Raw genomic sequence first — 24,046 nt, 5'->3', positions numbered from 1 at the left:
GCGGACAAGGAAAGAGGACACGCGAATGTGGAGTGATACCGCCCGATTGCTGAAGAAGGCCCAGCGTCGCCTGTGGATGAAGTATGCGCTGCGCGGCGTGGGCGGCAACGACAACCATGCGCGCCTGGATCTGGCCTATCGCGTCGAGGATCCATGGAACATGGACTCGGCCATGGAGCGCACGCGCTTCGAAGCCACCAACCGCGTCATCGAGCAGGCGTTCGGCCGCGTGGGTTCGGTACTCGAGATCGGGTGTGGCGAAGGACACCAGACCCAGCATCTGGCCTGCCTCAGCGACGAACAGTACGGCCTGGATGTCAGTGCCGCCGCGGTGGAACGCGCGCGCCTTCGCCTGCCGCAGGCGCACTTCGCCGCCGCCGACCTGTTCCAGCAACCGTGGGGCGACGAGCGTCATCGCTTCGACCTCGTCACCGCCTGCGAGGTGCTCTACTACCTGAGCGATCCTGCGGCCACGATCGCCCGCATGCGCCATCTCGGCCGCTGCGGCCTGGTGACGTTCTTCGCGCCGGCATGCGGTCGCGTGGGGCCGCACGTCGAGGCCATTCCCGGCCTGCAGAAGACCTGGATCCACCATGGCGGCACCGCCTGGCTCATCGGCTGGTGGCGTGATGAGTGATCCGTCCACCGCGCTGCAGGGGCGCGGCGTGGTCTATTTCGGCAACGACTGGAACGCGGAGAACCGCACCAGCAGCCATCACGTCGCCACGCGCCTGGCGAACCGCATGCCCGTGCTCTACGTGGACTCCCCGGGCATGCGGGCGCCCAACACCTCCGGGCGCGACCTCAAGCGCGCATGGCGCAAGCTGGCCGCCGCGCTGCGGCCGCCGGTACCGATCCGCGAGGGCTTCTGGCATTGCACCGTGCCGCAGCTGCCGTTCCGGCGCATTCCCGGCGTGGAGGTCTTCAACCGGCTCTTCAGCCGCTGGGCCGTGCGACGCGCGCTGCGCATGGTCGGCATCACCCGTTACCTGTCGTGGTTCGTCGTCCCCCACCCGGGCTTCCTCGCGCACCGCCTGGGCGAGGACTTCTGCGTGTACTACTGCATCGACGACTATGCAGCGCATCCCGGCGTGGATGCCGACCTGATCGGTCGCCGCGACGAGGCGCTCAGCCGCGAGGCCGACCAGCTGTTCGTCGCGCCACCGTCGTTGCTGCCCCTCAAACAGGCGCTAAATCCCACGGCCACGTACGCCCCGCACGGCGTGGACCTCGACCTGTTCCTCACCGCGCGCATGCCCGACACGCCCGTGGCGGAAGGCGCACGCGACCTGAAGGGGCCCGTGGTCGGCTACATCGGCTCGATCCACGAATGGATCGACATCGAGCTGATCGCATGGCTGGCGCAACAGCGCCCGCAATGGAGCTTCCTGCTGGTCGGCCATCCGGCGGTCGATGTGTCTTCGCTGCGGGCACTGCCCAATGTGCGGCTGGCCGGCCCCCAACCCTACCCCACGCTTCCGCAATGGGCGAAGGCGTTCGACGCCGCCATCATCCCGTACCGGATGAACCGCCAGGTCGCCAACGCCAACCCGCTCAAGCTGCGCGAGTACCTGGCCACCGGCAAGCCCGTGGTGAGCACGTACAACCCCGAGATCGCGAAGTTCGCGCAGTGGGTCCGCATTGCGGAAGACCGGGGCGGCTTCCTCGCCGCCCTCGAGCAGGCACTGCGCGACGACAGCCGCGAGGCCGCCGACGAACGCGTCGCCGCCGTGGCGGCGCAGACCTGGGACCGCCGGGTCGAGGACGTGCTGGCCACCGTGACCCACGCGCTCGATCACCGACCACATACCTCCATGATGACCCCTGCCCCATGACCGTTCCCGCTTCCACCCGCCTGCGCGTTGCCATCGTCGGCGCGGGCTATGTCGCCACCCATCACCTCGCCGCCCTGGCCGAGCTGGATTTCGTCGACGTCGTCGGCATCTGCGACCCGAACCTCACCGCGGCGCAGGCGCTGGCCGACCGCTTCAAGGTGCCGCGCGTCGCGGCCCATCTGGACGAATTGGCGGACCAGCGTCCCCAGGCGGTCTATGTGCTGACGCCGCCTGCCTTCCATGCCGCCATCGCCCTGCGGGCGATGGACATGGGCTGCCATGTGCTGGTGGAAAAACCCATGGCCGATACCGTCGACGATTGCGAGGCAATGATCGCCGCCGCTCGCGCGCGCAAGCTGCAGCTCGGCGTGAACCATTCCGATCTTTTCGATCCCGTGCTCATGCAGGCCATCCAGGCGGTGCGCGACGGACGCATCGGCGACGTGGTGTCGGTGGAGATCGTGCGCAACTCGGAATATCCGCCGTATGCCGGTGGCCCGCTGCCGGGCTCGGTCACCCAGGGCTCGTATCCGTTCCGCGACCTGGGCGTGCATGGCCTGTATACCCTGGAAGCCTTCCTCGGACCGGTGCGCGAACTGCGGGTGGATTGCCAGGCCCGCGGCACCGACCCCAACCTGCACTTCGACGAATGGCAGGCGCACGCGGTGGCGCGCGATGGCGTGGGCCGCCTGCTGCTGTCGTGGAACGCCCGGCCGATGGAGAACCGCGTGTTCGTGCGCGGCACGCGCGGCACGATCGAGGTGGACCGCTTCCTGCAGACATGCCGCATCCACCGGGTGCTGCCCGGGCCGAAGTTCATCGGCATCGTGGTCAACGCCTTCGCCAGTGCATGCAAGGACGTGTTCCGCGTGCCGTGGAACGTGGTGCGGTTCGCCACCGGCATGCTCAAGCCGTCACCCGGCATCCGGCGGGGCGCGGCGGAGTTCGCACGCGCCGCGCGCGACAATGCATCTCCTCCCTTCACGGGCGAGGACGCGTTGCGTATCGCGCAGCTGCTGGAACCGGTCTGCGCAGCCCCTGATGCAGAGCGCATCGCGCTGCTGGAATCGCGCTACGCCGCGCTTCCGCCGGCGGACGTGCTGGTCACCGGCGCCGCCGGCTTCCTCGGCAAGCGCGTCGTCGCACGCCTGCGCGAACAGGGCAGGACGGTGCGCGTGCTGGTGCGTCGCCCGGTGGCGGCTTTCGCGCAGGACAAGGATATCCAGACCGTCATCGGCGACCTGGGCGACCCGCGCATCGTGCGCCATGCCGTCGACGGTGTGCCGCTGGTCTACCACGTGGGCGCCGCGATGCGTGGTGGACCGCGCGACTTCGAGGCCGGCACCGTCTGGGGCACGCGCAACATCGTCGATGCCTGCGTCGACGCTTCGGTGAAGCGGCTGGTGTACGTCAGCTCGATGAGCGTGTTCGACCACGCCGGGCGCGACGTGAACGCGGTGATGACCGAATCGTCGCCGCTGGAGCCGCATCCCGACTGGCGCGGTGCCTACACCCAGACCAAGCTGTCGGCCGAACGCATGGTGCTGGATGCGGTGGCACAGCGGGGATTGCCCGCCATCGTCGTGCGCCCTGGCCAGATATTCGGGCCCGGCGCCGAGAAGGTCACCCCGAACGGCGTCATCGCCCTGGCCGGTCGCTGGGTCGCCGTCGGCGACGGCGCGCAGGCCTTGCCGCTGGTGTACGTGGACGACGTGGTGGACGCGCTGCTGTGCGCGGCCGACACACCGGCACCGGCGCACCCGCTGTTCAACGTGGTGGACACCTCGCACATCACCCAGGCCGACTACCTGGCCCGCTGCACGCGGAAGTTCGGCGACGAAGTGAAGGTCGTGCGGGTTCCGCGCTGGATGTTCATGACCCTGGGCTTCGGCGTGGAGCAACTGGGCAGGATCCTGCGCCGCGACGTGCCGCTGACACGCTATCGCGTGCGCTCGCTGCGGCCGTTGGCGAACTTCGACACCACGGCCGCACGCACCGGCCTGGGCTGGACCCCGCGGGTGGGCGTGGAGAGGGGACTGGATGCGACGTTCGGGTGACAGCGTGACGCCGTCTGCCCGGTATGACGTGCGGGTGGAGCCGCTGCCCCCGCTGGACCTGCTGGAAACGCAATGGCGGGCCCTCGAGCAGCAATCGCGTGGCAGCTTCTTCCAGAGCTGGATGTGGATCGGCACCTGGCTTCGTACCCTGTGCCCGCTGCGGCGCGCGCGCCTGCTGTCCGTGCATGTCGAGGGCCGTGTGGTCGGCCTGGGTATCGTGGTGGAACAGCGGCGCTGGTTCGCATTGGGGCTCAAGCATGTGCGCCTGCACCAGGTCGGTGATCGCGTGGCGGACAGCATCACCGTCGAGTTCAATGGCGTGCTGTCGCTCGCGGGACACGAGGACGATGTGCTGGTCGCCTGCGTCGACCACTTCGAACGCCGTGAGCGCCACTGGCTGACCCTCTACCTGCCGGGCATCGACATGGACGCGCTCCCGCTGGAGCGATTGCGCTCACCGCGCCTTCGCCTGCAGCGGACCAGCAGCGCGACCCCGTATGTCGATCTGGCCGGCCTGCGCCTGGGCCACCAGGATTACGTCACCACCGTGCCGGGCAGCCGCACGCGCGCCAACCTGCGCCGCACGGCTCGCAAGCTGATCGACCAGTTCGGCCCACTGGCCTGCTGCACGGCGGTGACGCTCGCCGACCGGCTGGAATTCTTCGACGAACTGGTCCGCCTGCACCAGGCGCACTGGGACGAGGATTCCGGCGAACAGGGCGCGTTCGCCGATCCGCGCATCATCGCGTTCCACCACGCCCTGATCGCGGCCTCCACGCAGGAGACCGGCGTCCATCTCATGCGCCTGGAGGCGGGCGGCACCATCGTGGGCTACCTGTACCACCTGGTCTGGCGCGGCATCGCGTATTTCTACCAGGCCGGCATCAACTACCGGCAGATCGGCGGCACGGGAAGCCCGGGGCTGCTGCTGCTCAGCACGGCCATCAACGAGTTCGCCGGCCATGGCTTCGACCGCTACGAACTGATGGCCGGCAACGCCGAGTACAAGCGCTCACTGGCCATGGCCGAAGGCCGCATGGCATGGCTGTCGGTGGACCGGGTGGGTTGGCGTGCACGCATCGTCGACCTGTACCGCCGCCGGCATGGCCAGGAGGTCCTGCCGTGAGCATGTTGCGCACGCGGCTGCGGACACTCGACGAACTCACCGCGGCCGACTTCGAAGCTTGGGACGGATTGGCGCGTGCCACTGCGGCCTCCGTGCCCTTCCTGCTACCCGGTTTCGTGCAGGCGGCCGCCCGCTGGCTGACGCCGGATGCGCCTCCGGTGGTGCTGACCATCGAGCGCGGACGCGATCTGCTGGCGTTGACCTGCCTGCAGCGACGCGCCGCCAATCTGTTCGTGCCGATGCCGCACTGGCGCGCGTATCGGCATCTGCATGCGTTCCAGTCCGGCATCCTGCACCTGCCGGGCGAGGCCGGCGCCATCGCCGGGGCTTTCGCCCGCCTGATGCACCGGGGCAGTTGGCGCGAGCGCGCGGTCGTGTGGCACAACGTCGCCGCCGACGGCGAACTGTGGGCGGCGTTGCGCGAGGGAACCGGACTGCGCTGGAGCCAGACCGGTTTCTCGCGCAGACCGGTACTGCGCCGCATTCCGGGTGATGTGCCGGCCGCCGCGCGGGTCCGGCCGAACGTGGCGAAGGACCTGCGTCGACGATCGCGTCGACTGCAGGAACGCGGCGATGTCAGCCTGCGCATCCTCGAAGGGCGTGAGGCCGATTCCCATGCAGCCAGCCGCCACCTGACCCTGGAGGATGCGGGCTGGAAGGGCGCACAGGGCAGCTCGATGCTCGCATCCGGCGCGGAGCGCACGTTCTTCCTGGAAGCCAGCGCGCGCCTGGCGGATCGCGGCCACATGGTGTTCGTGGAAACGCTGTGCGGCGACCGCGTGGTGGCTTCCAGCAGCAACCTGCTGTGCGGCAATGGATTGAGCGGATTCAAGACGGGCTGGGATGCGGACTTCGCCAACGCCAGCCCCGGCAAACTCAACGAATGGCACCTGCTGCAGGCCCTGGACGGGCGATGGCCCGAGCTGGCCCTGTTCGACAGCCAGGCCCACGAAGATTCCTACATGGGCGAGTTGCTGCCCGACCGCCAACCCATGGCCTCCGGCATCCTGCACGCAGGCGGGCTGCCGCGCGGATTGATCGCGGCGGCGCGCCCGTTGCGCCCGCTCGCGTACAGGCGGGGACACGACAACTGACGCCACCCGGCATCACGCGATCTGTTCGCGGTGCCAGGCGATCTCTTCGGCCGTCAAGCGCAGGCGACGCTGCGCAGGCCTGATCATGGTCGGCGCCGGGAATTCCTCCGGTGGCAGGCTGCGCCAGAACCATGCGTCGCCAATCCGCAGGCTGCGTACCGTCGCATAGCGACTGAAACCCATCGCGTCGTGGGCCCGCAACGACGGCCGGTTGGACACGCTCACGTCGGAGAAATACTCCATCGGCGTGGATTCGACGCTCATCCCCTGCCCCATCATCGCCACCAGCAGGCGCCGCCCGCGCCGCCTGGGCACCACGAACGCATCGCGCAGCCATACCTGGGAGGGTGTCAGCGGCAGTTGCCACGCCAGTTCGTCCATGTAGCGCGGCACGCCATGCAGCGCCCAGAACCATGCCACCAGTTCCTCGCCCTCGAGGATGCCGAAGCAGCGCATGCCGTGGCGATAGCGCCGCAGGATGCGTTCCGGTTTCCCCGACATACCGTTCGCGCGGTACGCCGCCACCAGGCGGTCCATGTCCGCTTCCCGCAGTTCGACGAAGCGCTGCTCCTCCGACAGCGCCATCGTGCACTGCTTCGCCGCCGGCCGTCGCAGCAAGGCGATGGCATCGAAATGAATCATGGTGTGCTTTCCCCTTCTCGCACCCGATCTTCGAGGTGTCGCCGACGCGACATCCCCAATCCCGCCAGCGCGTCCCCGACCAGGTCGCGCCCGACGCCCCACATCGCAACACCATACACAACCATGCCCACCAGCACTTCGCCCGCCAGCCGCCAGCCGATGGCCAGGTGCGCCTGCGTGGCCCACCGCCAGGCCAGCACGGCCGCCCCCATCACCACGCACGCCAGCGCGATGCGCAGCCAGGGCGCCGCCAGCCCCTGCAGGCGCAGGCCGTCGGCGCGGCATGCCCTCACGGTGAGCAGCCACTGCACGAGCGCAGCCACGCCGATGGCACCCGACGCCATCAGCACACCGCCCTTCGACAGCAGCCACAACGACGACACCAGGGTCGCCATGGTCGCCACCTCGATCCACATCAGCCAATGATTGCGCGCATGTGCCGCGAGGAACGCGGACAGGATGAAGCTGCCCGTCCCGGGCAGCGACGCGAGGGCGAGCACGCCCAGCAGCGGCGCGACCTGCGACCAGGCCGGGGGCAGCAGCGCGGCGACCAGGGTGGGCGCGCATATCGCCAGGCCCGCCGACATCGGGAACAGGAGCAATGCCGCGAACGTCAGCGCGCGCACCATCAGTGCGGGCCGCTCCTGTGGCGGCGCGCGCGTCACGGCCGGCACCATCACCGTGCCGATATGCCCCCCCACATAGACCGCAGGCAACTGCGCAAGATTGAACGCCATGCCATAGCTGCCTGCGTCATGCGCGCCCACGAGCCGGAACATCAAGGGCTTGTCCCAGTAGCGCGCACCCTCGCTGAGGACGATCTCGCCCGTGATCGGTGCGCCGAAGCGGAGAATGTCGCGCAGCCGCGCGGCGGATACCTTCACCGGCAGCAGCCAGTCGCGCAGGCGCGTGGCCGTGATCGTCGCGCCGGCAATGACGCAGGACTGGACGATGAAGGCGATGATCATCGCCTGCCCGCCCAGCGTGGTCGTGCTGACCAGCGAGACGGCCACCACCGCATAGGCCACGTCGCCGAGCGCGGTGCCCAGCGCGATCCGCCCGAAGCGCAGCTCGCGTGCGAGCAGCTTGTCCGGCATCGCGCCGAGGCGGCGGATACCGATGCCCAGCAGGGCGCCAGGCAGGTAGTCGGCCACCCGCGGGGCTTGCAGCCAAAGCGCGAGCGTCGGTGTGGCCCACCAGAGCACTGCGATCATGGCGATGCCTGCAAGCAGGTACACCATGCTCGCGGCGAAGATGGCCTCCCTGCCCTCGCCCCCACGGACCACGACATACTGGCCGCACCCCCACGCGGCGATCCAGTTGCCGGTCAGCGCGATGACCGTGGCCACGGTCACTTCGGCCACGATGTCCGGCGTCAGGTGGCGTGCGATCAGCAGCGTTCCTACCAGGCCCACGGCGCGCCCCGACAGGCCGCCGATGATGCCGAGTGCGGCGCCGGAAAAGATCTTTCGGTGATCGTTCAAGCAAGCGTCCCGTGCCGGTGCGAGTATCCGGTGACCGGATGATCGCTCACGTCGTCTCCAGGCGCATCCCGCGCCGCCGCCAGCCTTCGCGCATCCACGCCATCATCGGCCGTTCGACGCCACGGTTCAGGCCCACCGCCAGGGCCAGCGACAGCGCAGCCGCCACCGCGCACGCCAGCAACGCCGGCACGCCACGCTGCTCCAGCTGATGGATCACCACGAAACCGATGGCCTGGTGCACCAGATACAGCGCATACGAGATGCCGCCCAGGAACACGAACAGGCGCGTATCGAGGAATCCCAGCCCGCCCCGGAGGAACAGCGCGAAGATCGCGCAGCAGGCCAGCGCCACCGGCAGGAACACCGGCCGTTCGCCAATCGCGATGGCCAGCAGCGCCAACAACACCATCACGAAGTTGAGCCGCCACTCGCCCGGATAGCGACGCATGCGATAGAAGAGAATGCCCAGCGCGAAGAACGGAATGAAGCGCAGGACCAGCAGTTCCCGCACCCAGTACGAGAAGTGCCAGTGATGCTTCTCGCACAGGCCCTCGACCGTCGCCAACAACAGCCATCCGCCGATGATCCAGTGGATGCGCCCGAGCTGGCCGACCACGAACCAGAACAGCATCTGCACGTAGAAGAACAGTTCGATCTGCAGGGTCCAGTAGGACCCGTCCAGATGCTCGGCACCGAGGATCTCCTGCACCATCGTGAAATTGAGCAGCAGCGCCCCCAGCGGAAGCTGCTGCATCGACAGCCCGGCGGCATACACCACGGCGGCGGTGAGCAGGACGGCCGCCCAATAGCCCGGAAAGAGCCGGGAGAAGCGCGACACCACGAAATCCATGGCGTTGCGCGTGCGCTCCAGCGTCATGAAGATCACAAAGCCGCTGATCAGGAAGAACAGGTAGACGCCGTACTTGCCCACCCGCAGGTCCAGCGCCATGCCGCCGGCATGGCCTATCTGCTCCTGATAACGCGTTGTGAAGTGGTAACCCAGCACGGCGACAGCGGCGATACCGCGCAGGGCGTCCAGTTCCAACATCCGCGAGGGCGTAGACGTTTCGTGACCCACCCTGTTCCCCTGCATCGGCATGACTCGGTTCTGATAACGCCAACCACACCGTGCTGCGGACAGCATGGCCGCCTCTCCTCCATGACTCCTGCATGCGTATCCTGATCGTCACCTCCCAGTTCCCGATCGCCGGCGAACCCAACCGCGGCCGCCCCGTCTACCAGACCGCGCGCGAACTGTCGCGGCTCGCCGAGGTGAAGGTGATCAGCCCGGTCGCTTCGTATCCCCGCTGGGCACAGCCGCGCAGCTACCTGTATCGCCCCGTGGAGGATGCGCAGGTCGCGCCCGGCTGCGACGTGGACCATGTGCGCTATCCCGCGTTGCCGGCGATCAGCCGCCCTTTCAATGGCCATCTGTGTGCACGGGCGCTCGCCGCGCCGCTGCGCGCCTTCGCGCCTGACGTGGTGCTGGCCTACTGGCTGTATCCGGACGGCTACGGCGCGATGCGGGCTGCACGCGCGGCCGGCGTCCCCTTCGTCGCAGGTGCGCGCGGCTCCGACCTGCGCGTGCGGGATGCCATCAGCCGCCGCCTGACCCGACCCGTGGTCCGCGCGGCGCGTCGGCTGCTGGTGGTCAGCGAAGACCTGGGGCGCGTCGCAGTCGAGGGCTACGGCGCCGAGCCGCATCGTGTCCGCGCGATTCCGAATGGCTGCGATGCCAGTCTGTTCCATCCCGGCGACCGCAGCGCCGCGCGGCGTGCGCTCGGCGTGGCGGAGGATGCCGAGGTGGTGCTTTACGTGGGACGTCTCGTCGCCGAGAAGGGCCTGCGCGAACTGCTGCAGGCGTCGCGCCGCCTGGTGGCGCAGCGGCCACGCGCCCGCGTGGTGCTGGTGGGTGAAGGGCCCCTGCGGGGCGAGCTGGACGCGGCGCTCGCCGCCGATCCCTCGTTGCCGCTGCAACTCGCCGGTGCACAGGCCCCCGCCGAAGTGGCGCGCTGGATGGTCGCCGCCGATGTAGTCACGCTGCCCAGCTATTCGGAAGGTCATCCGAACGTGCTGGTCGAAGCGTTGGCGTGCGGCAGGCCCGTGGTGGCCACCCCTGTCGGCGGCATCCCGGAAGTCGTGGATGCGGCCAACGGCGTGCTGGTCCCGGCGCGCGATGCGGACGCACTGGCGGCCGCACTGGTGCAGGCACTGGAACGGACCTGGGACGAAGCCGCACTCGCGCGGCGCTTCTCCCGGGATTGGGAGCAGGTCGCCCGGGAAACCCTGGATGCCTGCGGGGAAGCGCTCGCCGAAACGCATGCCGGCCGGGCGTACTACGCCACCGGCCGGGCCTGACAAGAACACGGACAGGGGAAGCAGCACATGTGCGGAATCGCGGGTTTCATGGGTCCCAGCGTCGTCTCGGCAGAGGCGCGGCCCTGGCTGGAGCGGATGATCCAGCCACTGGCGCACCGCGGCCCGGACGGCTTCGGTTTCCACGCCGCGCCGAGTATCGGACTGGCACACGCGCGCCTGTCGATCATCGACCTGTCTACCGGCGACCAGCCCATCCACAATCCGCGCCGCACCGTGTGGACGGTGTTCAACGGGGAGATATTCAACTTCGTCGAACTGCGCAGGATGCTGGAGGACAAGGGCCACGTGTTCTACACGCAGTCCGACACCGAGGTGATCGTGCACCTGTACGACCGCTACGGCGAGGATTTCGTCCATCACCTCAACGGCCAGTTCGCCATCGCCCTGTGGGACAGCGAACGCCAGCGCCTGGTGCTGGCGCGCGACCGCGCCGGCATCCGTCCGCTGTACTACACCCGCCAGCGCGGTCGCCTGTGGTTCGCTTCCGAAGTGAAATCGCTGCTGGCGGTACTGCCGGAGTGCGCGCACCTCGAGCCGCAGGCGTTGCTGCAGACGCTGACCTACTGGGCGCCGGTGGATCCGGAGACGCTCTACCAGGGCGTGCAGAGCCTGCCACCGGGGCATGTGCTGACGGTGGAGCGCGACGGGCGCCAGCACCTGCGCCGCTATTGGGACTGGACGTTCCCCGACGCGGACGCGACATCGCCTTCACGGTACCCGCTCACGCTGGAGCAGGCCACGGCGGAGCTGCGCGAACTGCTGGTCGATGCGGTGCGCCTGCAGCTGCGTGCCGACGTTCCGGTGGGCGCCTACCTCAGCGGCGGCCTCGACTCCTCCGGCATCGTCGCCCTGATCCGCGGCTTCACCGACACGCCGGTACGCACGTTCTCGGTGGCGTTCGAGGATGGCGAGTTCGACGAAAGCGCGCACCAGCAGGCGATGGTGCGGCACCTTGGCACCGACCACACCACGCTGATGTGCACGCGCCGCGACATCGGCAATGCGTTTCCGCGCCTGATCCGCCACACGGAAACACCCGTGCTGCGCACCGGGCCCGTCCCGCTGATGCTGCTGGCCGGCAGTGTGCGCCAGCACGGCTACAAGGTCGTGCTGACCGGCGAAGGCGCCGACGAAGTGTTCGGCGGCTACGACCTGTTCAAGGAAGCCAAGGTGCGACGCTTCTGGGCGCGCCAGCCCGGTTCGCGCCTGCGACCGCGCCTGCTGGAGAAGCTGTACGGCTACCTGCAGAACTCGCCGGTGAGCAGTCCCGCGTTCGCGCAATCGTTCTTCGGCCAGGGCATGGAGCACCTCCACCGGCCGATCTTCGCGCACGTGCCCCGCTGGACCACCTCGCAGCGCGCCTTCGCCTTCCTGTCGCCGGACCTTCGGACCACGGCCGCGCACTGGGACCCGCTGGAGGCGTACGAGCACACGCTGCCGCCGGACATCGCGCGATGGAGCGATCTCGCGCGCGACCAGTACGTGGAAGCCAAGTCGCTGCTGGCCGGCTACCTGCTGTCCTCGCAGGGCGACCGGGTGGCGATGGCGAACTCGATCGAGGGCCGTTTCCCGTACCTCGACCATCGCGTCATCGAGTTCGCCAACCGCCTGCCGCCCAGCTTCAAGATCCGCGGCATGACGGAAAAGTACCTGCTGCGGCGCGCCCTGGCGGAACTGCTGCCGCCGGATATCGTGCAGCGGACCAAGCAGCCGTACCGCGCACCGGACAGCCAGAGCTTCTTTTTCGACGGCAAGCCGCTGGACTACGTCGCCGACCTGCTGTCGCCCGATGCGATCCGCGATGCCGGCTATTTCGACCCCGCGCCGGTATCGCGGCTGGTGGAGAAGTGCCGGCTTGGACGGGCGACGGGCTTTGCCGACAACCAGGCATTCGTGGGCATCCTTTCCACGATGCTGGTGCACCGCCAGACCGTCGAGGCGCGCTTGTCGCCCCTCCCGGCGGCACAACCTTCCGGCGCGGTCGCGTAGGACGCACACTCGGACATCTCGAGGGGATCAAGGCATGGATTGGCGGGTCAAGGGCACCATCCAGAAAATTCTCGGCGCGCTGCCCGGTGGGCACGGGCTGCACTTCCACCTGCAGCGCCGCTTCGGCGGCCTGCGCGATTTCGACGGTGAACTCGCGACCAAGGTGGACGACTGGGAAATCATGATCGGCCACCTGCGCGGCGCCGGCGTGGTGCTGCCCGGCGTCCGCTGCTTCGAGATCGGTACCGGGTGGTACCCCACGTTCCCGTTCGCCTGCTATCTGGCAGGTGCCGCACGCGTGACCACGTACGATCTCAACCCGCACCTGCGCATGGAGCTGACGTTGCGCTGTGCGGACGTGCTCGGCCGTTTCCTCGACCGCATCGCCACGGCCGCCGGAGTTCCGCTCGCCGACGTCGAACAGCGCCATCGGCAGCTGCTCGACCGCCTGCGCGCGGGTGCCGACCTCGACGCCGCCAGTGGCGGCGTGATCCATTACCGCTCGCCGGCGGATGCCACCCGCACCGCGCTTCCGGACGGCGATGTCGATGTGGTGTTCTCGAACAGCGTGCTCGAACACGTGCCGCCGGATGTGATCGATGCGATGTATGCCGAATCCATGCGGATCCTGTCGCCGCGCGGCCTGATGTTCCATTCGGTCAATTGCGGCGACCATTACGCGTACGTGGACCGCAGCATCCACCAGCTGCACTACCTGAAATATTCCGACAACCAGTGGCAGCGCTGGAACAACGCCTTTCTCTACCAGAACCGCCTGCGCGCGCACTGGTTCGTGGAAGGCGCGCGCCGGCATGGATTCGACATCGACCTGGACACGTCCACGACGCGGCCCGAACGCATGCGCCAGCTCGCCGGCACGCCCGTGCACCCGCAGTTCGCCCACGTCCCGGCCGAGCAGCTGTGCATCACCAGCGTGGATTTCATCGCGCGCAAGCCGGCTGCGAGCGCGGCCGGCTGACCCTCGCGCGCTACTGCGACGCAGCCTGTGCCGGTGCGGGTGTTGCGGGCGCAGGGGCGATACGCAGCAGCTTGCCGTCGGGTGCCGGCGCATCCACCAGCACGTACAGCGCGCCATCCGGCCCCTGCCGCACATCGCGGATCCGCTGGTTGCGTTCGGTCAGCAGGCGTTCTTCGTGCACCACGCGGTCGCCGTCCAGTTCCAGGCGGATCAGCGCCTTGTCCGCCAGCGCGCCCAGGAACAGGTTGCCCTTCCAGCCCGGCAACGCGTCGCCGGTGTAGAACGCCATGCCGCTGAGACCGGGGGACTTCGCCCAGACGTGATGGGGCTGCTCCATGCCGGGCGCCGCCTTGCCCTGTGAACCCGGTACGGGCCGGCCGCTGTAGTCGATCCCGTGCGTGATCACGGGCCAGCCGTAGTTGAGGCCGGCTTTGGGCAGATTGAGTTCATCGCCGCCCATGGGCCCATGTTCGGTGGCCCACAACTGGCGCGTCACGGGATGCAGGGCTGCACCCTGCACGTTGCGATGCCCGTACGACCAGATCTCGCCACGGGCACCTGCGCGCGACACGAAGGGATTGTCGGCCGGCACCGTGCCATCGGGATGGATGCGCGCGATCTTGCCCGAGAGCTTGTCCAGCTCCTGCGCCGTGGCCGCACCGACGCGATTGTCGCCCTGGGTGACGAACAGGTTGCCCTGGTCGTCGAACACCAGCCGTGCGCCGACATGGGTGCCGTGCGAGAGCTTGGGCTCCTGCCGGTACACGACGGTCGACTCGACCAGCGCATCACCCTGCAGCTTGCCGCGCACGACTGCAGTCCCTGCCTTGTTGCCGCGGAAATTGGGCTCGGCGAAGGCCAGGTAGACCCATCCGTCCTGCGGGTAACCGGGTGACAGTGCGACGTCCAGCAGGCCGGCCTGTCCGTCGACGAAGATCTCGGGCAACCCGGTGAAGGGTGCCGACACGCTGCCGTCGGCGGCGATCCTGCGCAGTCGCCCCGCCCGTTCGGTGACCAGCATGCCGCCGCCGGGCAGGAAGGCGAGCGACCACGGATGGTCGAGGCCAACGACCTGTTCCGACACCACGAAATCCTGCCTCTCCGACGCGTAGGCCGTTGGCGCCGGATCCTGCACCGAGCGGGGAGGCGCCGCGGGCGCGGCGACGGGATCGGCCTGGCGGCACGCCGCCAGCGCCAGGACCAACAGACACAGGGAGAAACGCATCGTGGACTCCTGTCGGCGCGGATACTGGGCGGCGATGGTAGCACCGGCGGATCGGCGGCCAGCACCTCATCCGGATGGCCGGTGATACGCGGAACCGCCGTTCATGTGAGCAGCAACGGAACAAGAAGCGTTGGGGAAACCATGCCGCAGAAGCAGCAGATCAAAACCTTCATCCTGCAGAACTTTCTCTTCTCGGATGACCCTTCCGCCGTGGGCGATCAGGATTCGCTGATCCAGGGCGGCATCATCGACTCGACCGGGATCCACGAGCTGGTGTTCTTCCTGGAGGACGCGTTCAAGCTGCAGATCGCGGCGGAGGAGATGACTCCCGCCAACTTCGATTCCATCCAGACCGTCGACGCGTTCGTCTCGCGCAAGCTGGCCGGCTGACCCGTCCCGTACGCCGTCGCCATGGAGCGCCTCGCCACCCGACTCGCGCGGATCGCACGTACCACGCCGCAACGCACCGCGATGGTGGAGGGCGATCGCACGATCGACTACGGCAGCTTCTGGTCGCAAGCGTCCGGCTTCGCGCACCACCTGCGTGAGGCCGGCCTGCAGGCCGGCGAACGCGTGGCGCTGGTGCTTCCGAACAGGATCGAAGCCGCCGTTGCGCTGTATGGCATCTGGCTGGCCGGCGGCGTCGCCGCGCCCCTGAATGCGCAGGCACGCTCGCGCGACTTCATGCCCTGGCTGCGCCACTGCGGCGCGCGCTTCGTGGTGCATGAGAGTGGCCATCGCGACATGGAGCAGACGCTGGCGCAATGGGACGACACCGCCCCCATGCCACGCGCGATCGCGCTGTCCCCGGACGACGACCTGCCACGTGCCGAGGGCGACGACGACTGGCCGCAGGACGATGCCGACGACACGCTGGCACAACTGCTCTACACCTCGGGCACGACAGGTGAGCCCAAGGGCGTGATGCTGAGCCATGGCAATCTCGCCGCCAACACCGATGCCGTCGTCGCTTATCTGGAGCTGACGCGCGACGACGTGATCGTCAGCGTGCTGCCGTTCTACTACGCCTACGGCGCATCGGTGCTGCATACCCACCTGGCCAGCGGTGCGTGCATCGTGCTTGGCCCGGGCATGGTCTTCCCGATCCAGGTGCTCGACGCGCTGCAGCGCCACCGCGCGACCGGCTTCTCCGGCGTTCCGTCCACCTACGTGTTGCTGATAGACATGCTGGAGCGCCGCAGCCACGACCTGTCTTCGCTGCGTTACCTGACGCAGGCGGGAGGTGCGATGGCGCCCGCCGTGGCCGACCGTGTCCGCGCCGTGCTTCCGGATGCGCGCCTGTTCCTGATGTACGGCCAGACCGAAGCCACATCGCGGATCAGCTGGCTCCCGCCGGAACGGCTTGACGACAAGCGCGGCTCGGTCGGCATCCCGGTGCAGGATACACAGTGGCGCATCCTGCGCGAGGACGGCAGCCCCGCCTCGACGGGCGAAGCAGGCGAAGTCTGCGTGCGTGGGCCCGGCATCATGCAGGGCTACTGGAACCATCCCGCCGGCACCGGGGCAGTCCTGCGCGATGGCTGGCTGCATACCGGCGATCTCGGCCATGTCGACGCCGACGGCTATCTGTTCCTGCAGGGCCGACGCAGCGACATGATCAAGACCGGTGCCCACCGCGTGCACCCCAACGACGTGGAAGAAGTCATCGCAGAACTTGCCGGCATCCGCGAAGTGGCGGTGGTCGGTATCGACGACGACACGCTGGGCCAGGTCATCAAGGCCTTCGTGGTAGCGGACGAATGCATCCCCCGTGCGGAAGACCGCATCAAGGCACACTGCCGTGCACGCCTGCCGGCCTACAAGATTCCCCGACACATCACCTTCGTCGAAGCCCTGCCGCGGACTGCATCCGGCAAGGTAAGACGCGTCCAACTGACGGAGCAGACCACGACACCATGAGCCAGCTCGATCACCATGTCCTCGACATCGACTACCAGAGCGAAGCCGACCGTATCGCGGCGCGCCTGCGCGAAATCACCGCGCGCCAACTGCACCGGCGCGGCCTGGTGGTCGCGATCTCCGGCGGCATCGACAGCTCGGTCAGCGCCGCGCTCGCGGTGCGCGCGTTGGGCCCCGACCGCGTGTTCACGCTGATCCTGCCCGAACAGGATTCCTCCGACGACAGCGCCGCGCGCGCGCGCATCCTGGCCGAGCACCTCGGCGTGCGGACCGAGACCGTGGACATCGCCCCTGCGCTGGCGGCGATCGGCTGCTACCGCGCCCGCGACGAAGCGGTGCGCAACACCCTGCCCGAGTACGGCGAGGGCTGGAAGTTCAAGATCGTCATCGACGGCGGCACCGAAGGCCGCATCAACCGCTTCCGCCTGATCGCGCAGTCGCCGGATGGCGCCATGCACGAGCGCGATCTCGCGCTGGCCGACTACCTGACGATCGTCGCCGCCACCAACTTCAAGCAGCGCATCCGCAAGACGTTGGAGTACTTCCACGCCGACCGCCTGAACTACGGCGTCGTCGGCACGCCGAACCGGGTGGAGTACGACCAGGGCTTCTTCGTCAAGAACGGCGACGGCTCGGCCGACGTCAAGCCGATCGCGCACCTGTACAAGTCGCAGGTCTACGGCATGGCACGCCACCTCGGCCTGCCGGAGCGCGTCTGCGCCGCGATCCCGACCACCGACACCTACAGCCTGAGCCAGGGCCAGGACGAGTTCTACTTCGCCCTGCCCTACCAGCAGATGGATCTCGCCATCTGGGCGCTCAACCATGGCCGCCCCGCCAGCGAGCTCGCCATCGCCCTGGGCATCACGCCGGCGCACGCGCAGGCCGTCTACGACGACGTCCGCAACAAGCGCCGCACCACGAAGTATCTGCACATGGCGCCGGTGTTGGCCGGCGACGTTCCCGAACTGGACTGAGCGATGAACGCCATGCCCACCCCGCCGCAGTACCTCGTGGGAGCCGGCCATCCGGCGCGCGACCGGGAGACGGTGCTGTCGTTGTGGCGTGGCAATCTGGGCCAGGACGCCCGGATGACCGCGAAGTACGAGTGGTTCTACCTGCGCTGCCCGCATGGCGAGCCACTGTTGCAGTTGCTGCTCGATGTCCCGACGCAGACGCACGTGGGCACGGCATCCGCAGGCAGGCGCCGCCTCGTGTGGCAGGGGCGGGAACTGCGCGGGGGCGTGCTCGTGGACCTCGCCGTGCTGCCCCAGCATCGTTCACTGGGGCCCGCACTGATGTTGCAGCAGGGATTGATCGCGGCCGCGGGTGAGGCGCTCGATGTTCTCTACGGCTTCCCGAATCCCAAGGCCGCCCCGGTGTTCAAGCGGATCGGGTATGCCCAGTCCGCGCATCTGGTGCGTTACGCACGCGTGCTGCGCCACGCCCACTATCTTCGCAGCCGCCTGCCAGGCTGGCTCGCGTCGCCCGCAGGCTGGGCCGCCGACAGGGTGGTCGCGCTTCGCGATGCATGGTCGCGCCTGCGCGGCCCGGCGTTGCGCTCGGCATGGACGGACCAGGCCGACGCCCGCATCGATGCCGTGTGGGCGGACTCCCACAAGGGCGACGATGTCATGGCGGTACGCGATGTCGGCCATCTGCGCTGGCGCTTCGACGAATCTCCGTTGGCGACCACCCGCTACCTGCTGGTGAAGCGCGCACGGGACCGTGCCCTGCAGGCCTGGTTCGCCGTGCAGCGCATCGAGGGCACGCTGCATGTGCGCGACTTCTGGTCTCTCGACGGCGCCAACGGCATGGCGGCCATGCACGTGGGCGAGCTGCTTCGTGCCGCGCGTACGCTGGGCTGCGCGGCTGTCTCGGTGGAGATGTGCAACTCGGACGCGCAACGCGCGGGATGGCAGGCGCTGCATTTCGTCGAGCGCGGACGCAGGCCGGTGTTCACGCGCTGGAGCTCGTCAGGCGAACCGGCAGCCGCCGCCTCGCTGTTCCTGACCTCGGCGGACGAAGACGAATAACGCGCGCAGTGGCTCCCGTGCCTGACAGCGTCAGGCCAGGCGGCGCGCCTGTCGGCGGAACAGGTACAGGGCCAGCCAGTCTTCGCGGAACCGTCCCTTGCCATCGACCACCGCGTCGGTTTCGAAACCGGTCCGGCCCAGCAGCCAGCCGACGCCCGGCGTCGTGGGATTCAGTACCGGCACGCTGGTGAACAGCAATTCGTAACCGGCTTCCCGCGCCCGCTGCGCGATGGCGGCATCGAACGATCCATGGGGAAACGACATCGACTCCGCACTGGCATGCGTCTGCCCCAGATGCTGGGCGAGCGCTGTACGTGCGCCGGCAAGTTCCGCATCCAGATCAGCCGCAAGCCTCATCGGTGTATGGGTCTTGCCATGCAGGCCCAGGGCAACGCCCCCGGCTTCAAGCTGATGCAGTTCCTCGGCAGTGACCATGTGGCGGTGCCCGTCATCGAGCCGCGCCGTGAAAGGCTCCAGTACGCGCGCGCGAACATCCGCCTCCAATGCCTCGAGGCGCGCGATCACCTCGCGCAGGGCGCCGATGGTCTCATCGACCTGGGCCCCTGGCGCCTCGCCAGCCGGCAACGCAGCTGCCAGTTCGCGCACACCCAGCGCTCCGCGTCGCCAGGCGCCGATGAGGCGTTCCTGGAAGAAAGGCTGCCGGGTTCCCACCGCATCCGCCACCACGAACAGCAGCGCCGGCAAGCCCGCCCGCTTCAACGCGGGAAGTGCGTAGTGGGCATTGTCGGCCCAGCCGTCGTCGAAGGTGATCAATAGGGATCTTGGCGGCAGGGGCGCGCCTGTCCTGCGCGACGCCAGCACCTGCTCCAGCGATACCACGCTGTAGTGGCGGCGGAAGAACGCCAGCGACTGTTCAAGCCAGCGCGTGGCCAGCGTGTAGTCGGGATCGCAGGTCGCCCAGCGCGGATCGTCCGGACTCAAGGTACGATGGAACATCACCACCGTCAGGCTGTCGGCGTTGCGCAGCCGGTGATAGAGGCCGAGCAACCCGCTCGTGTACAACAGCTTCTTGGAGACGTCCTTCAGCATGGCGCCCGACATCGAAGTTTCAGTGATTATACCGACGTACAACCGTCGGGACCTGTTGCCGCGCGCCATCGATTCCGTGCTGGCGCAGACCCACCGCGTCGACGAGATCATCGTGGTGGACGACGGCTCCACCGATGGCACCGCCGACATACTGCAGGCGCGCTACGGTGAACGCGTGAAGCACGTGTGGCAATCCAACGCAGGCGTATCGGCCGCACGCAACCATGGCCTCCGCCTCGCCCGTGGACGCTATCTCGCCTTGCTCGACAGCGACGACGAGTGGTTGCCGGAAAAGACCGCGCTGCAGGTGGCCTTCCTCGAATCCAGGCCGGACTTCGGCATGGTCGTCTGCGACGTCGAGCGCATCGATGGCGACTACCGGCACATCGACGTCTTCCACCGCCGCGAGGTGATCCGCGAGGATGGCTGGGCGCTGCGATGGCTGCTGCACAATCCCGCATTGATTCCCGCATCGGTCATGCTCCGCCGGCAGGTGGTGGACCAGCTGGGCGGGTTCGATGAGGCATTGCGCACTGCCGAGGATCTCGAATTCCACCTGAGGGTCGCACGTCACTGGCCGATCGGTGTCGTCGAACTGGCACTGGTGCGCGCGATGCGGGGCCATGATGGCCTGTCGGCGGCGAGCAGCACGTACGACGACTATGTCCGCGTGGTCGAAGCCGCTGTCGCCGGTGCCCGCGGCACGCTTGACGACGGCGAACTGGACGCCGCGCTTGCCGGCACCTACCTGCGCAATGCGCGCGGCATGCTGATACGCCGCCGCTGGGTTGCGGGCGGCAGACTGGCCAGCCGCGCCTGGCAGCTCTCGCGGGACAGGGGACAGCGTCGCGAAATCCTGGCCCTGTTGCCGTTCGGCCTGAAACGCTTCCTGCGCGGACTGCTCCCGGCCGGTTGAATTTCCCTTCCGCATGCGCGGCCGCTCAGCGCGCGCCGCGGCCGAACAGCACGACCTCTACGGTCTGCAGCAGGATCATCACGTCGAACACCAGACCATGGTTCTTGACGTAGAACAGATCGAACTTGAGTTTCTCTTCCGCATCGCGCACCGATGCACCGTAGGGGTAGCGCAGCTGCGCCCACCCGGTCAGACCGGGCTTGACGCTGTGCCGCACGCCGTAATAACGCACTTCATCGTTGAGCATGTCGACGAAATGCGGGCGCTCCGGTCGCGGCCCCACGAAGCTCATGTCGCCGCGAAGCACCGCGATGAGCTGCGGCAGTTCGTCCAGGCGCGTCTTGCGGATGAAGCGTCCCACCCGCGTGCTGCGGTCGTCATCCTTGCTGGCCCAGATCGCGACGCCGCCCTTCTCGGCATCCACCCGCATGCTGCGGAACTTGGTCAGCGTGAAGTGCCGCCCACGCTCGCCGACGCGTGTCTGGCTGTAGAAGACAGGCCCGCCCGATTCGAGCCAGACAGCAAGGCCCACCAGGACCATCAGCGGCCAGCTCACCAGCAACAGCGCGCCCGCCGCCAGCAGGTCGAAGAAGCGCTTGCTGAGGCGACGTGGCGTGGAGTAATCGAAGCCCCCCGAGAACACCAGCCACGACGGGTCCACCGCGTTGAGCTGCACCATGCCCGCTTCGCGTTCGAAGAAGCTGGACAGGTCGACCACGGATATCCCCTGCTGTACGCACTGGAGCATCTGCTCCATGGGTAGCCCGCCGCGACGTTCGTCGGGCGCGATGACCAACTCGTCGATCAGCAGGCGTTCGGTCAGGGCATGCAGCCCTTCATCCCCCATGTGGACCAGCATGTCCTCGCGTACCAGCACGGGCTGGCCCGGCACCGGCACGAATCCCACGACGGAGAACGTGCGACGGTCCGAGCGGCGCCGCATGCAGGAATTGATCAGGTCCGCATTGCGGCCTGCACCGAGAATCAGGACGCGCTGCTTCAGGACGTCCGAATGGAACACCCGCACCCACCCGATGCGGACCAGCACGATGCCAACCACTCCGATGCCCAGCGAGATGGCCAGCACGCCGCGACCGAGATACGCAGGAGGCACCAGGTAATACAGGACGACGAGCGCGATGCCGCCAAACGCGAACGAGAGCGCCAGGCGCAGGACGAAGTCCATGCGGGAGTGCCGGACGTGGGTCTGGTAAAGGCCGAAGGCGGTCATGGAGCCGGTGATGGCCAAGGCCACCAGTGCCGCGCGCCACGGCGTCTGTTCCAGGAACATCACCTGGTATTCCGGATCCGTGTGGAAGCGGATCCACGCCGCCGCCATCACGGCTGCGAACAGTACGACGACTTCCCCCAACCACAGGAACCGGATCACCCGGTCCTTGCGGCTCTTGTGCGCTGCCTTCATCGACGCCCCCTGCTGCCGTACCGGCCAGCACCCTCGGCCCGTACCGCGATACGTTTCATTCCGTCGCCACGCGGCCATCCCTTCCCGGGAAAACCATCGCTCTGGCGCCGGTACGTCTTCTTACTTCCGACACACCTCCTCGAACGTGACTTTCCGCCAGTGCCGGACACGGGACCGAAAAAAGGCCGCCCCGAAGGGCGGCCTCTGGTCGCAACAGGGGAAAACGGCCGCGCGTCAGCGGCGGACAACGCCCCTTCGGTAACGTGCAGCGGGCGCCTGCCGCCAGCGCGGCCGCTCGCGGACCGCCGGCAGCGTGGCCGGCGCAGGGGTGGCAATGGCCGGTTGGGACGCGGTCACCGGCTGTGCCGCCGCTCCGGACGCGCGTGAGGGGATCAACGGTTGCGACCCATTCACCCGGATCGGGTCGGAGACCTGGTCGATGTCGAACTGTTCGAACGCCCCCACGTCGATGCGGTTCTCCAGCAGAAGACGGGCGTGCGCATCGCCCATCGCGAGTTTGGTCCGCAACGGCGGATCGAAGGCCGGCAGCAGCTGCGGCGACGGGAACGGGAAAGCGGTTGGCGTCACGGGCGTATTGTTGCCCGCGTTCAACAGGGGACTGCCCGCGCGCGGACGAAGGTTGCGCTGCGCCAGATCGACGAACATCGGGTCGTTGCCGCGCAGCGTGCCCGTCCATTCCGTCGGCACCATCGCCGCCGCCGTCTGCACCCAGTTGTTGGAGCCGGCGACCTTGCGGCCATCCGACCAGGGCTCTCTGCTCTGCGGACCACAGTACGGCGTGTCGACATTGCTGGCCGGATTCTCGCGGACGATGCTGGGCGCACTGCCCGCTGCCGGCTGATAGATCACATTGTTGTGCATCTCCAGCGAGCCCTGTCCCAACTGGACCAGCACGGCGTTCGCTGTGCCGGAGCGGTCCATCAGGATGGTGTTGTTCACCAGGCGCGTGCGCCCCTGGTTGCGTCCGTTGAGATCGCCGCCAATGCGCAGCGCATTGCCCGAACGACTCGTCGAACGATGGATGATGACGTTGCCGACGAGCTCGGCGTCTTCGCGCCGGAGATCCGCCGTCCAGCCGGACTTCTGCGTCTCGCAGTCGGGCCCGATCAGCTCGACTTCGTGCAGGTCCGACCCCTCGATCCAGTTGTAGTGGATTTCGGCACGCTGGTGGCGCACGCGCACCAGCACGCCACCCGTGGCGCTGTGCACGTAGTTGTAGCGCATCCTGAAGACGGTGTCCGGATAGGCCACTTCGTCGGACTGCATGTAGATCGCGTGCCGGCGGTCACCCTGACCCGAGCGGGCGATCTCGCTGTATTCGAGCGTGAACGAACCGGAGTTCTGGTCGGCGCCCAGGATGCCGTGCGAGGGACAGTCATGCACGTAGGCATCGCGTACCGTGGCGTTGTGGGCTTCGCTGAAAATGCAGGAGCTCGTTCCGCCGGTCACCTCGAAGCCTTCCAGCACGACGTGGTTCGACTGCTCGAACTTGATGGTATGGGTGCCCCCCGAAAGCACCGGCCGGGTTGCCCCGGCGACACGGCGCCACCTGATCGTCACCGGGCTGGCTTCGGTACCGCTGTCATCGCTGCCCACCACGATATTGCCGGCGTAGGTCGCATTGCCGTCCACTTCGACGATGTCGCCAGGCGCCAGATTGACGCTGCTGAAGAGGGTCGTGAGCTGCGTATAGGTGCGCCCCGGGCCGACGTTGTAAGTCGCGGCAGCCGCGCTCAAGGGGACAGCCGCCAGCAGCCCCAGCCCAAGCAAGGGTTTTGAGAAATGCATCAAATGGACTCCCGCGATTGCTCGCGTTCTGTTGTTTCCCCTGCCCGATCATTGTCCCGACGCGGGCGTGAACAGCCTGCTA

General features: G+C 68.1%; 20 protein-coding genes. 13 read left to right on the top strand and 7 right to left on the bottom strand.

Annotation, left to right across the window (positions count from 1 at the left end):
- Positions 1–25: 25 nt before the first annotated feature.
- From AC3DET_RS08755 to AC3DET_RS08735, 5 genes are read left to right on the top strand one after another with little or no spacing between them, the layout of a single operon-like run.
- Positions 26–637 carry a class I SAM-dependent methyltransferase gene (locus AC3DET_RS08755; RefSeq protein WP_488391372.1) on the top strand — a complete coding sequence of 204 codons (612 nt, stop codon included), beginning with the start codon at positions 26–28 and terminating at the stop codon, positions 635–637.
- Positions 630–1,835 (top strand): glycosyltransferase, encoded by a 1,206-nt coding sequence (locus AC3DET_RS08750; RefSeq protein ID WP_337731090.1) that lies wholly within the window; start codon positions 630–632, stop codon positions 1,833–1,835. Before AC3DET_RS08755 ends, AC3DET_RS08750 begins: the two co-directional genes overlap by 8 nt.
- Positions 1,832–3,892 carry an NAD-dependent epimerase/dehydratase family protein gene (locus tag AC3DET_RS08745; protein ID WP_488391371.1) on the top strand — a complete coding sequence of 687 codons (2,061 nt, stop codon included), beginning with the start codon at positions 1,832–1,834 and terminating at the stop codon, positions 3,890–3,892. The genes AC3DET_RS08750 and AC3DET_RS08745 overlap by 4 nt, the downstream gene beginning before the upstream one ends.
- Entirely contained in the window at positions 3,876–5,018 is a 1,143-nt protein-coding gene (locus AC3DET_RS08740) for a GNAT family N-acetyltransferase (RefSeq protein ID WP_488391370.1), read from the top strand. The genes AC3DET_RS08745 and AC3DET_RS08740 overlap by 17 nt, the downstream gene beginning before the upstream one ends.
- A 2-nt stretch (positions 5,019–5,020) precedes the next feature.
- The gene (locus AC3DET_RS08735; RefSeq protein WP_488391716.1) at positions 5,021–6,112 is read left to right on the top strand and encodes a GNAT family N-acetyltransferase; all 1,092 of its coding nucleotides are present in this window, start codon (positions 5,021–5,023) and stop codon (positions 6,110–6,112) included.
- A 12-nt stretch (positions 6,113–6,124) separates the two neighbouring features.
- On the opposite strand, the gene AC3DET_RS08730 is transcribed toward AC3DET_RS08735, so the two are convergent.
- From AC3DET_RS08730 to AC3DET_RS08720, 3 genes are read right to left on the bottom strand one after another with little or no spacing between them, the layout of a single operon-like run.
- Positions 6,125–6,754, bottom strand: a complete 630-nt coding sequence (locus tag AC3DET_RS08730) for a hypothetical protein (protein ID WP_337731093.1) — start codon at positions 6,752–6,754, stop codon at positions 6,125–6,127.
- The gene (locus tag AC3DET_RS08725) at positions 6,751–8,238 is read right to left on the bottom strand and encodes an oligosaccharide flippase family protein (protein ID WP_488391369.1); all 1,488 of its coding nucleotides are present in this window, start codon (positions 8,236–8,238) and stop codon (positions 6,751–6,753) included. The genes AC3DET_RS08730 and AC3DET_RS08725 overlap by 4 nt, the downstream gene beginning before the upstream one ends.
- Positions 8,239–8,284: 46 nt before the next feature.
- Positions 8,285–9,286: an acyltransferase family protein gene (locus AC3DET_RS08720; protein WP_488391368.1), complete on the bottom strand. Its 1,002-nt coding sequence runs from the start codon at positions 9,284–9,286 to the stop codon at positions 8,285–8,287.
- 122 nt (positions 9,287–9,408) lie between these two features.
- On the opposite strand from AC3DET_RS08720, the gene AC3DET_RS08715 reads away from it, so the two are divergent.
- The 3 genes from AC3DET_RS08715 to AC3DET_RS08705 are packed head-to-tail and all read left to right on the top strand — an operon-like array spanning position 9,409 to position 13,585.
- The gene (locus AC3DET_RS08715; RefSeq protein WP_488391367.1) at positions 9,409–10,596 is read left to right on the top strand and encodes a glycosyltransferase; all 1,188 of its coding nucleotides are present in this window, start codon (positions 9,409–9,411) and stop codon (positions 10,594–10,596) included.
- Between the two features lie 27 nt (positions 10,597–10,623).
- The gene (asnB, locus tag AC3DET_RS08710; protein ID WP_488391366.1) at positions 10,624–12,606 is read left to right on the top strand and encodes an asparagine synthase (glutamine-hydrolyzing); all 1,983 of its coding nucleotides are present in this window, start codon (positions 10,624–10,626) and stop codon (positions 12,604–12,606) included.
- A 34-nt stretch (positions 12,607–12,640) separates the two neighbouring features.
- Positions 12,641–13,585 carry a methyltransferase domain-containing protein gene (locus AC3DET_RS08705; RefSeq protein ID WP_488391365.1) on the top strand — a complete coding sequence of 315 codons (945 nt, stop codon included), beginning with the start codon at positions 12,641–12,643 and terminating at the stop codon, positions 13,583–13,585.
- A gap of 10 nt (positions 13,586–13,595) precedes the next feature.
- On the opposite strand, the gene AC3DET_RS08700 is transcribed toward AC3DET_RS08705, so the two are convergent.
- Positions 13,596–14,810, bottom strand: a complete 1,215-nt coding sequence (locus AC3DET_RS08700) for a PQQ-dependent sugar dehydrogenase (protein WP_488391364.1) — start codon at positions 14,808–14,810, stop codon at positions 13,596–13,598.
- Between the two features lie 141 nt (positions 14,811–14,951).
- Here AC3DET_RS08700 and AC3DET_RS08695 point away from each other — a divergent pair, with 141 nt between their 5' ends.
- Genes AC3DET_RS08695 through AC3DET_RS08680 form a run of 4 tightly spaced genes read left to right on the top strand, consistent with a single transcriptional unit; the run spans position 14,952 to position 18,766 of the window.
- The gene (locus AC3DET_RS08695) at positions 14,952–15,200 is read left to right on the top strand and encodes an acyl carrier protein (protein WP_142124353.1); all 249 of its coding nucleotides are present in this window, start codon (positions 14,952–14,954) and stop codon (positions 15,198–15,200) included.
- A 21-nt stretch (positions 15,201–15,221) separates the two neighbouring features.
- A complete protein-coding gene (locus AC3DET_RS08690; protein ID WP_488391363.1) occupies positions 15,222–16,730 on the top strand; it encodes a class I adenylate-forming enzyme family protein in 1,509 nt (502 codons plus the stop codon).
- Positions 16,727–17,707: an NAD(+) synthase gene (gene nadE, locus AC3DET_RS08685; protein WP_192201511.1), complete on the top strand. Its 981-nt coding sequence runs from the start codon at positions 16,727–16,729 to the stop codon at positions 17,705–17,707. The genes AC3DET_RS08690 and nadE overlap by 4 nt, the downstream gene beginning before the upstream one ends.
- A gap of 3 nt (positions 17,708–17,710) precedes the next feature.
- On the top strand, positions 17,711–18,766 hold the full coding sequence (locus tag AC3DET_RS08680; RefSeq protein ID WP_488391362.1) for a GNAT family N-acetyltransferase: 1,056 nt from the start codon (positions 17,711–17,713) through the stop codon (positions 18,764–18,766).
- 30 nt (positions 18,767–18,796) lie between these two features.
- Here the strand turns inward: AC3DET_RS08680 and AC3DET_RS08675 are convergent, their stop codons facing one another.
- Positions 18,797–19,816: a polysaccharide deacetylase family protein gene (locus AC3DET_RS08675; protein ID WP_488391361.1), complete on the bottom strand. Its 1,020-nt coding sequence runs from the start codon at positions 19,814–19,816 to the stop codon at positions 18,797–18,799.
- Between AC3DET_RS08675 and AC3DET_RS08670 the strand changes: the two genes are divergently transcribed.
- A complete protein-coding gene (locus AC3DET_RS08670; protein WP_488391360.1) occupies positions 19,815–20,732 on the top strand; it encodes a glycosyltransferase family 2 protein in 918 nt (305 codons plus the stop codon). The genes AC3DET_RS08675 and AC3DET_RS08670 overlap by 2 nt on opposite strands.
- 25 nt (positions 20,733–20,757) lie before the next feature.
- On the opposite strand, the gene AC3DET_RS08665 is transcribed toward AC3DET_RS08670, so the two are convergent.
- Both AC3DET_RS08665 and AC3DET_RS08660 read right to left on the bottom strand, forming a co-directional pair.
- Positions 20,758–22,155 (bottom strand): TIGR03013 family XrtA/PEP-CTERM system glycosyltransferase, encoded by a 1,398-nt coding sequence (locus AC3DET_RS08665; protein ID WP_192201515.1) that lies wholly within the window; start codon positions 22,153–22,155, stop codon positions 20,758–20,760.
- Positions 22,156–22,389: 234 nt separating this feature from the next.
- Positions 22,390–23,964 carry a right-handed parallel beta-helix repeat-containing protein gene (locus tag AC3DET_RS08660; protein ID WP_192201516.1) on the bottom strand — a complete coding sequence of 525 codons (1,575 nt, stop codon included), beginning with the start codon at positions 23,962–23,964 and terminating at the stop codon, positions 22,390–22,392.
- Positions 23,965–24,046: the final 82 nt, after the last annotated feature.

The sequence above is a fragment of the Pseudoxanthomonas sp. 97-1-1 genome, assembly GCF_057773125.1.
The sequence above is the reverse complement of the archived record's forward strand: the minus strand, read 5'-3'. Positions and strand labels throughout refer to the sequence as shown.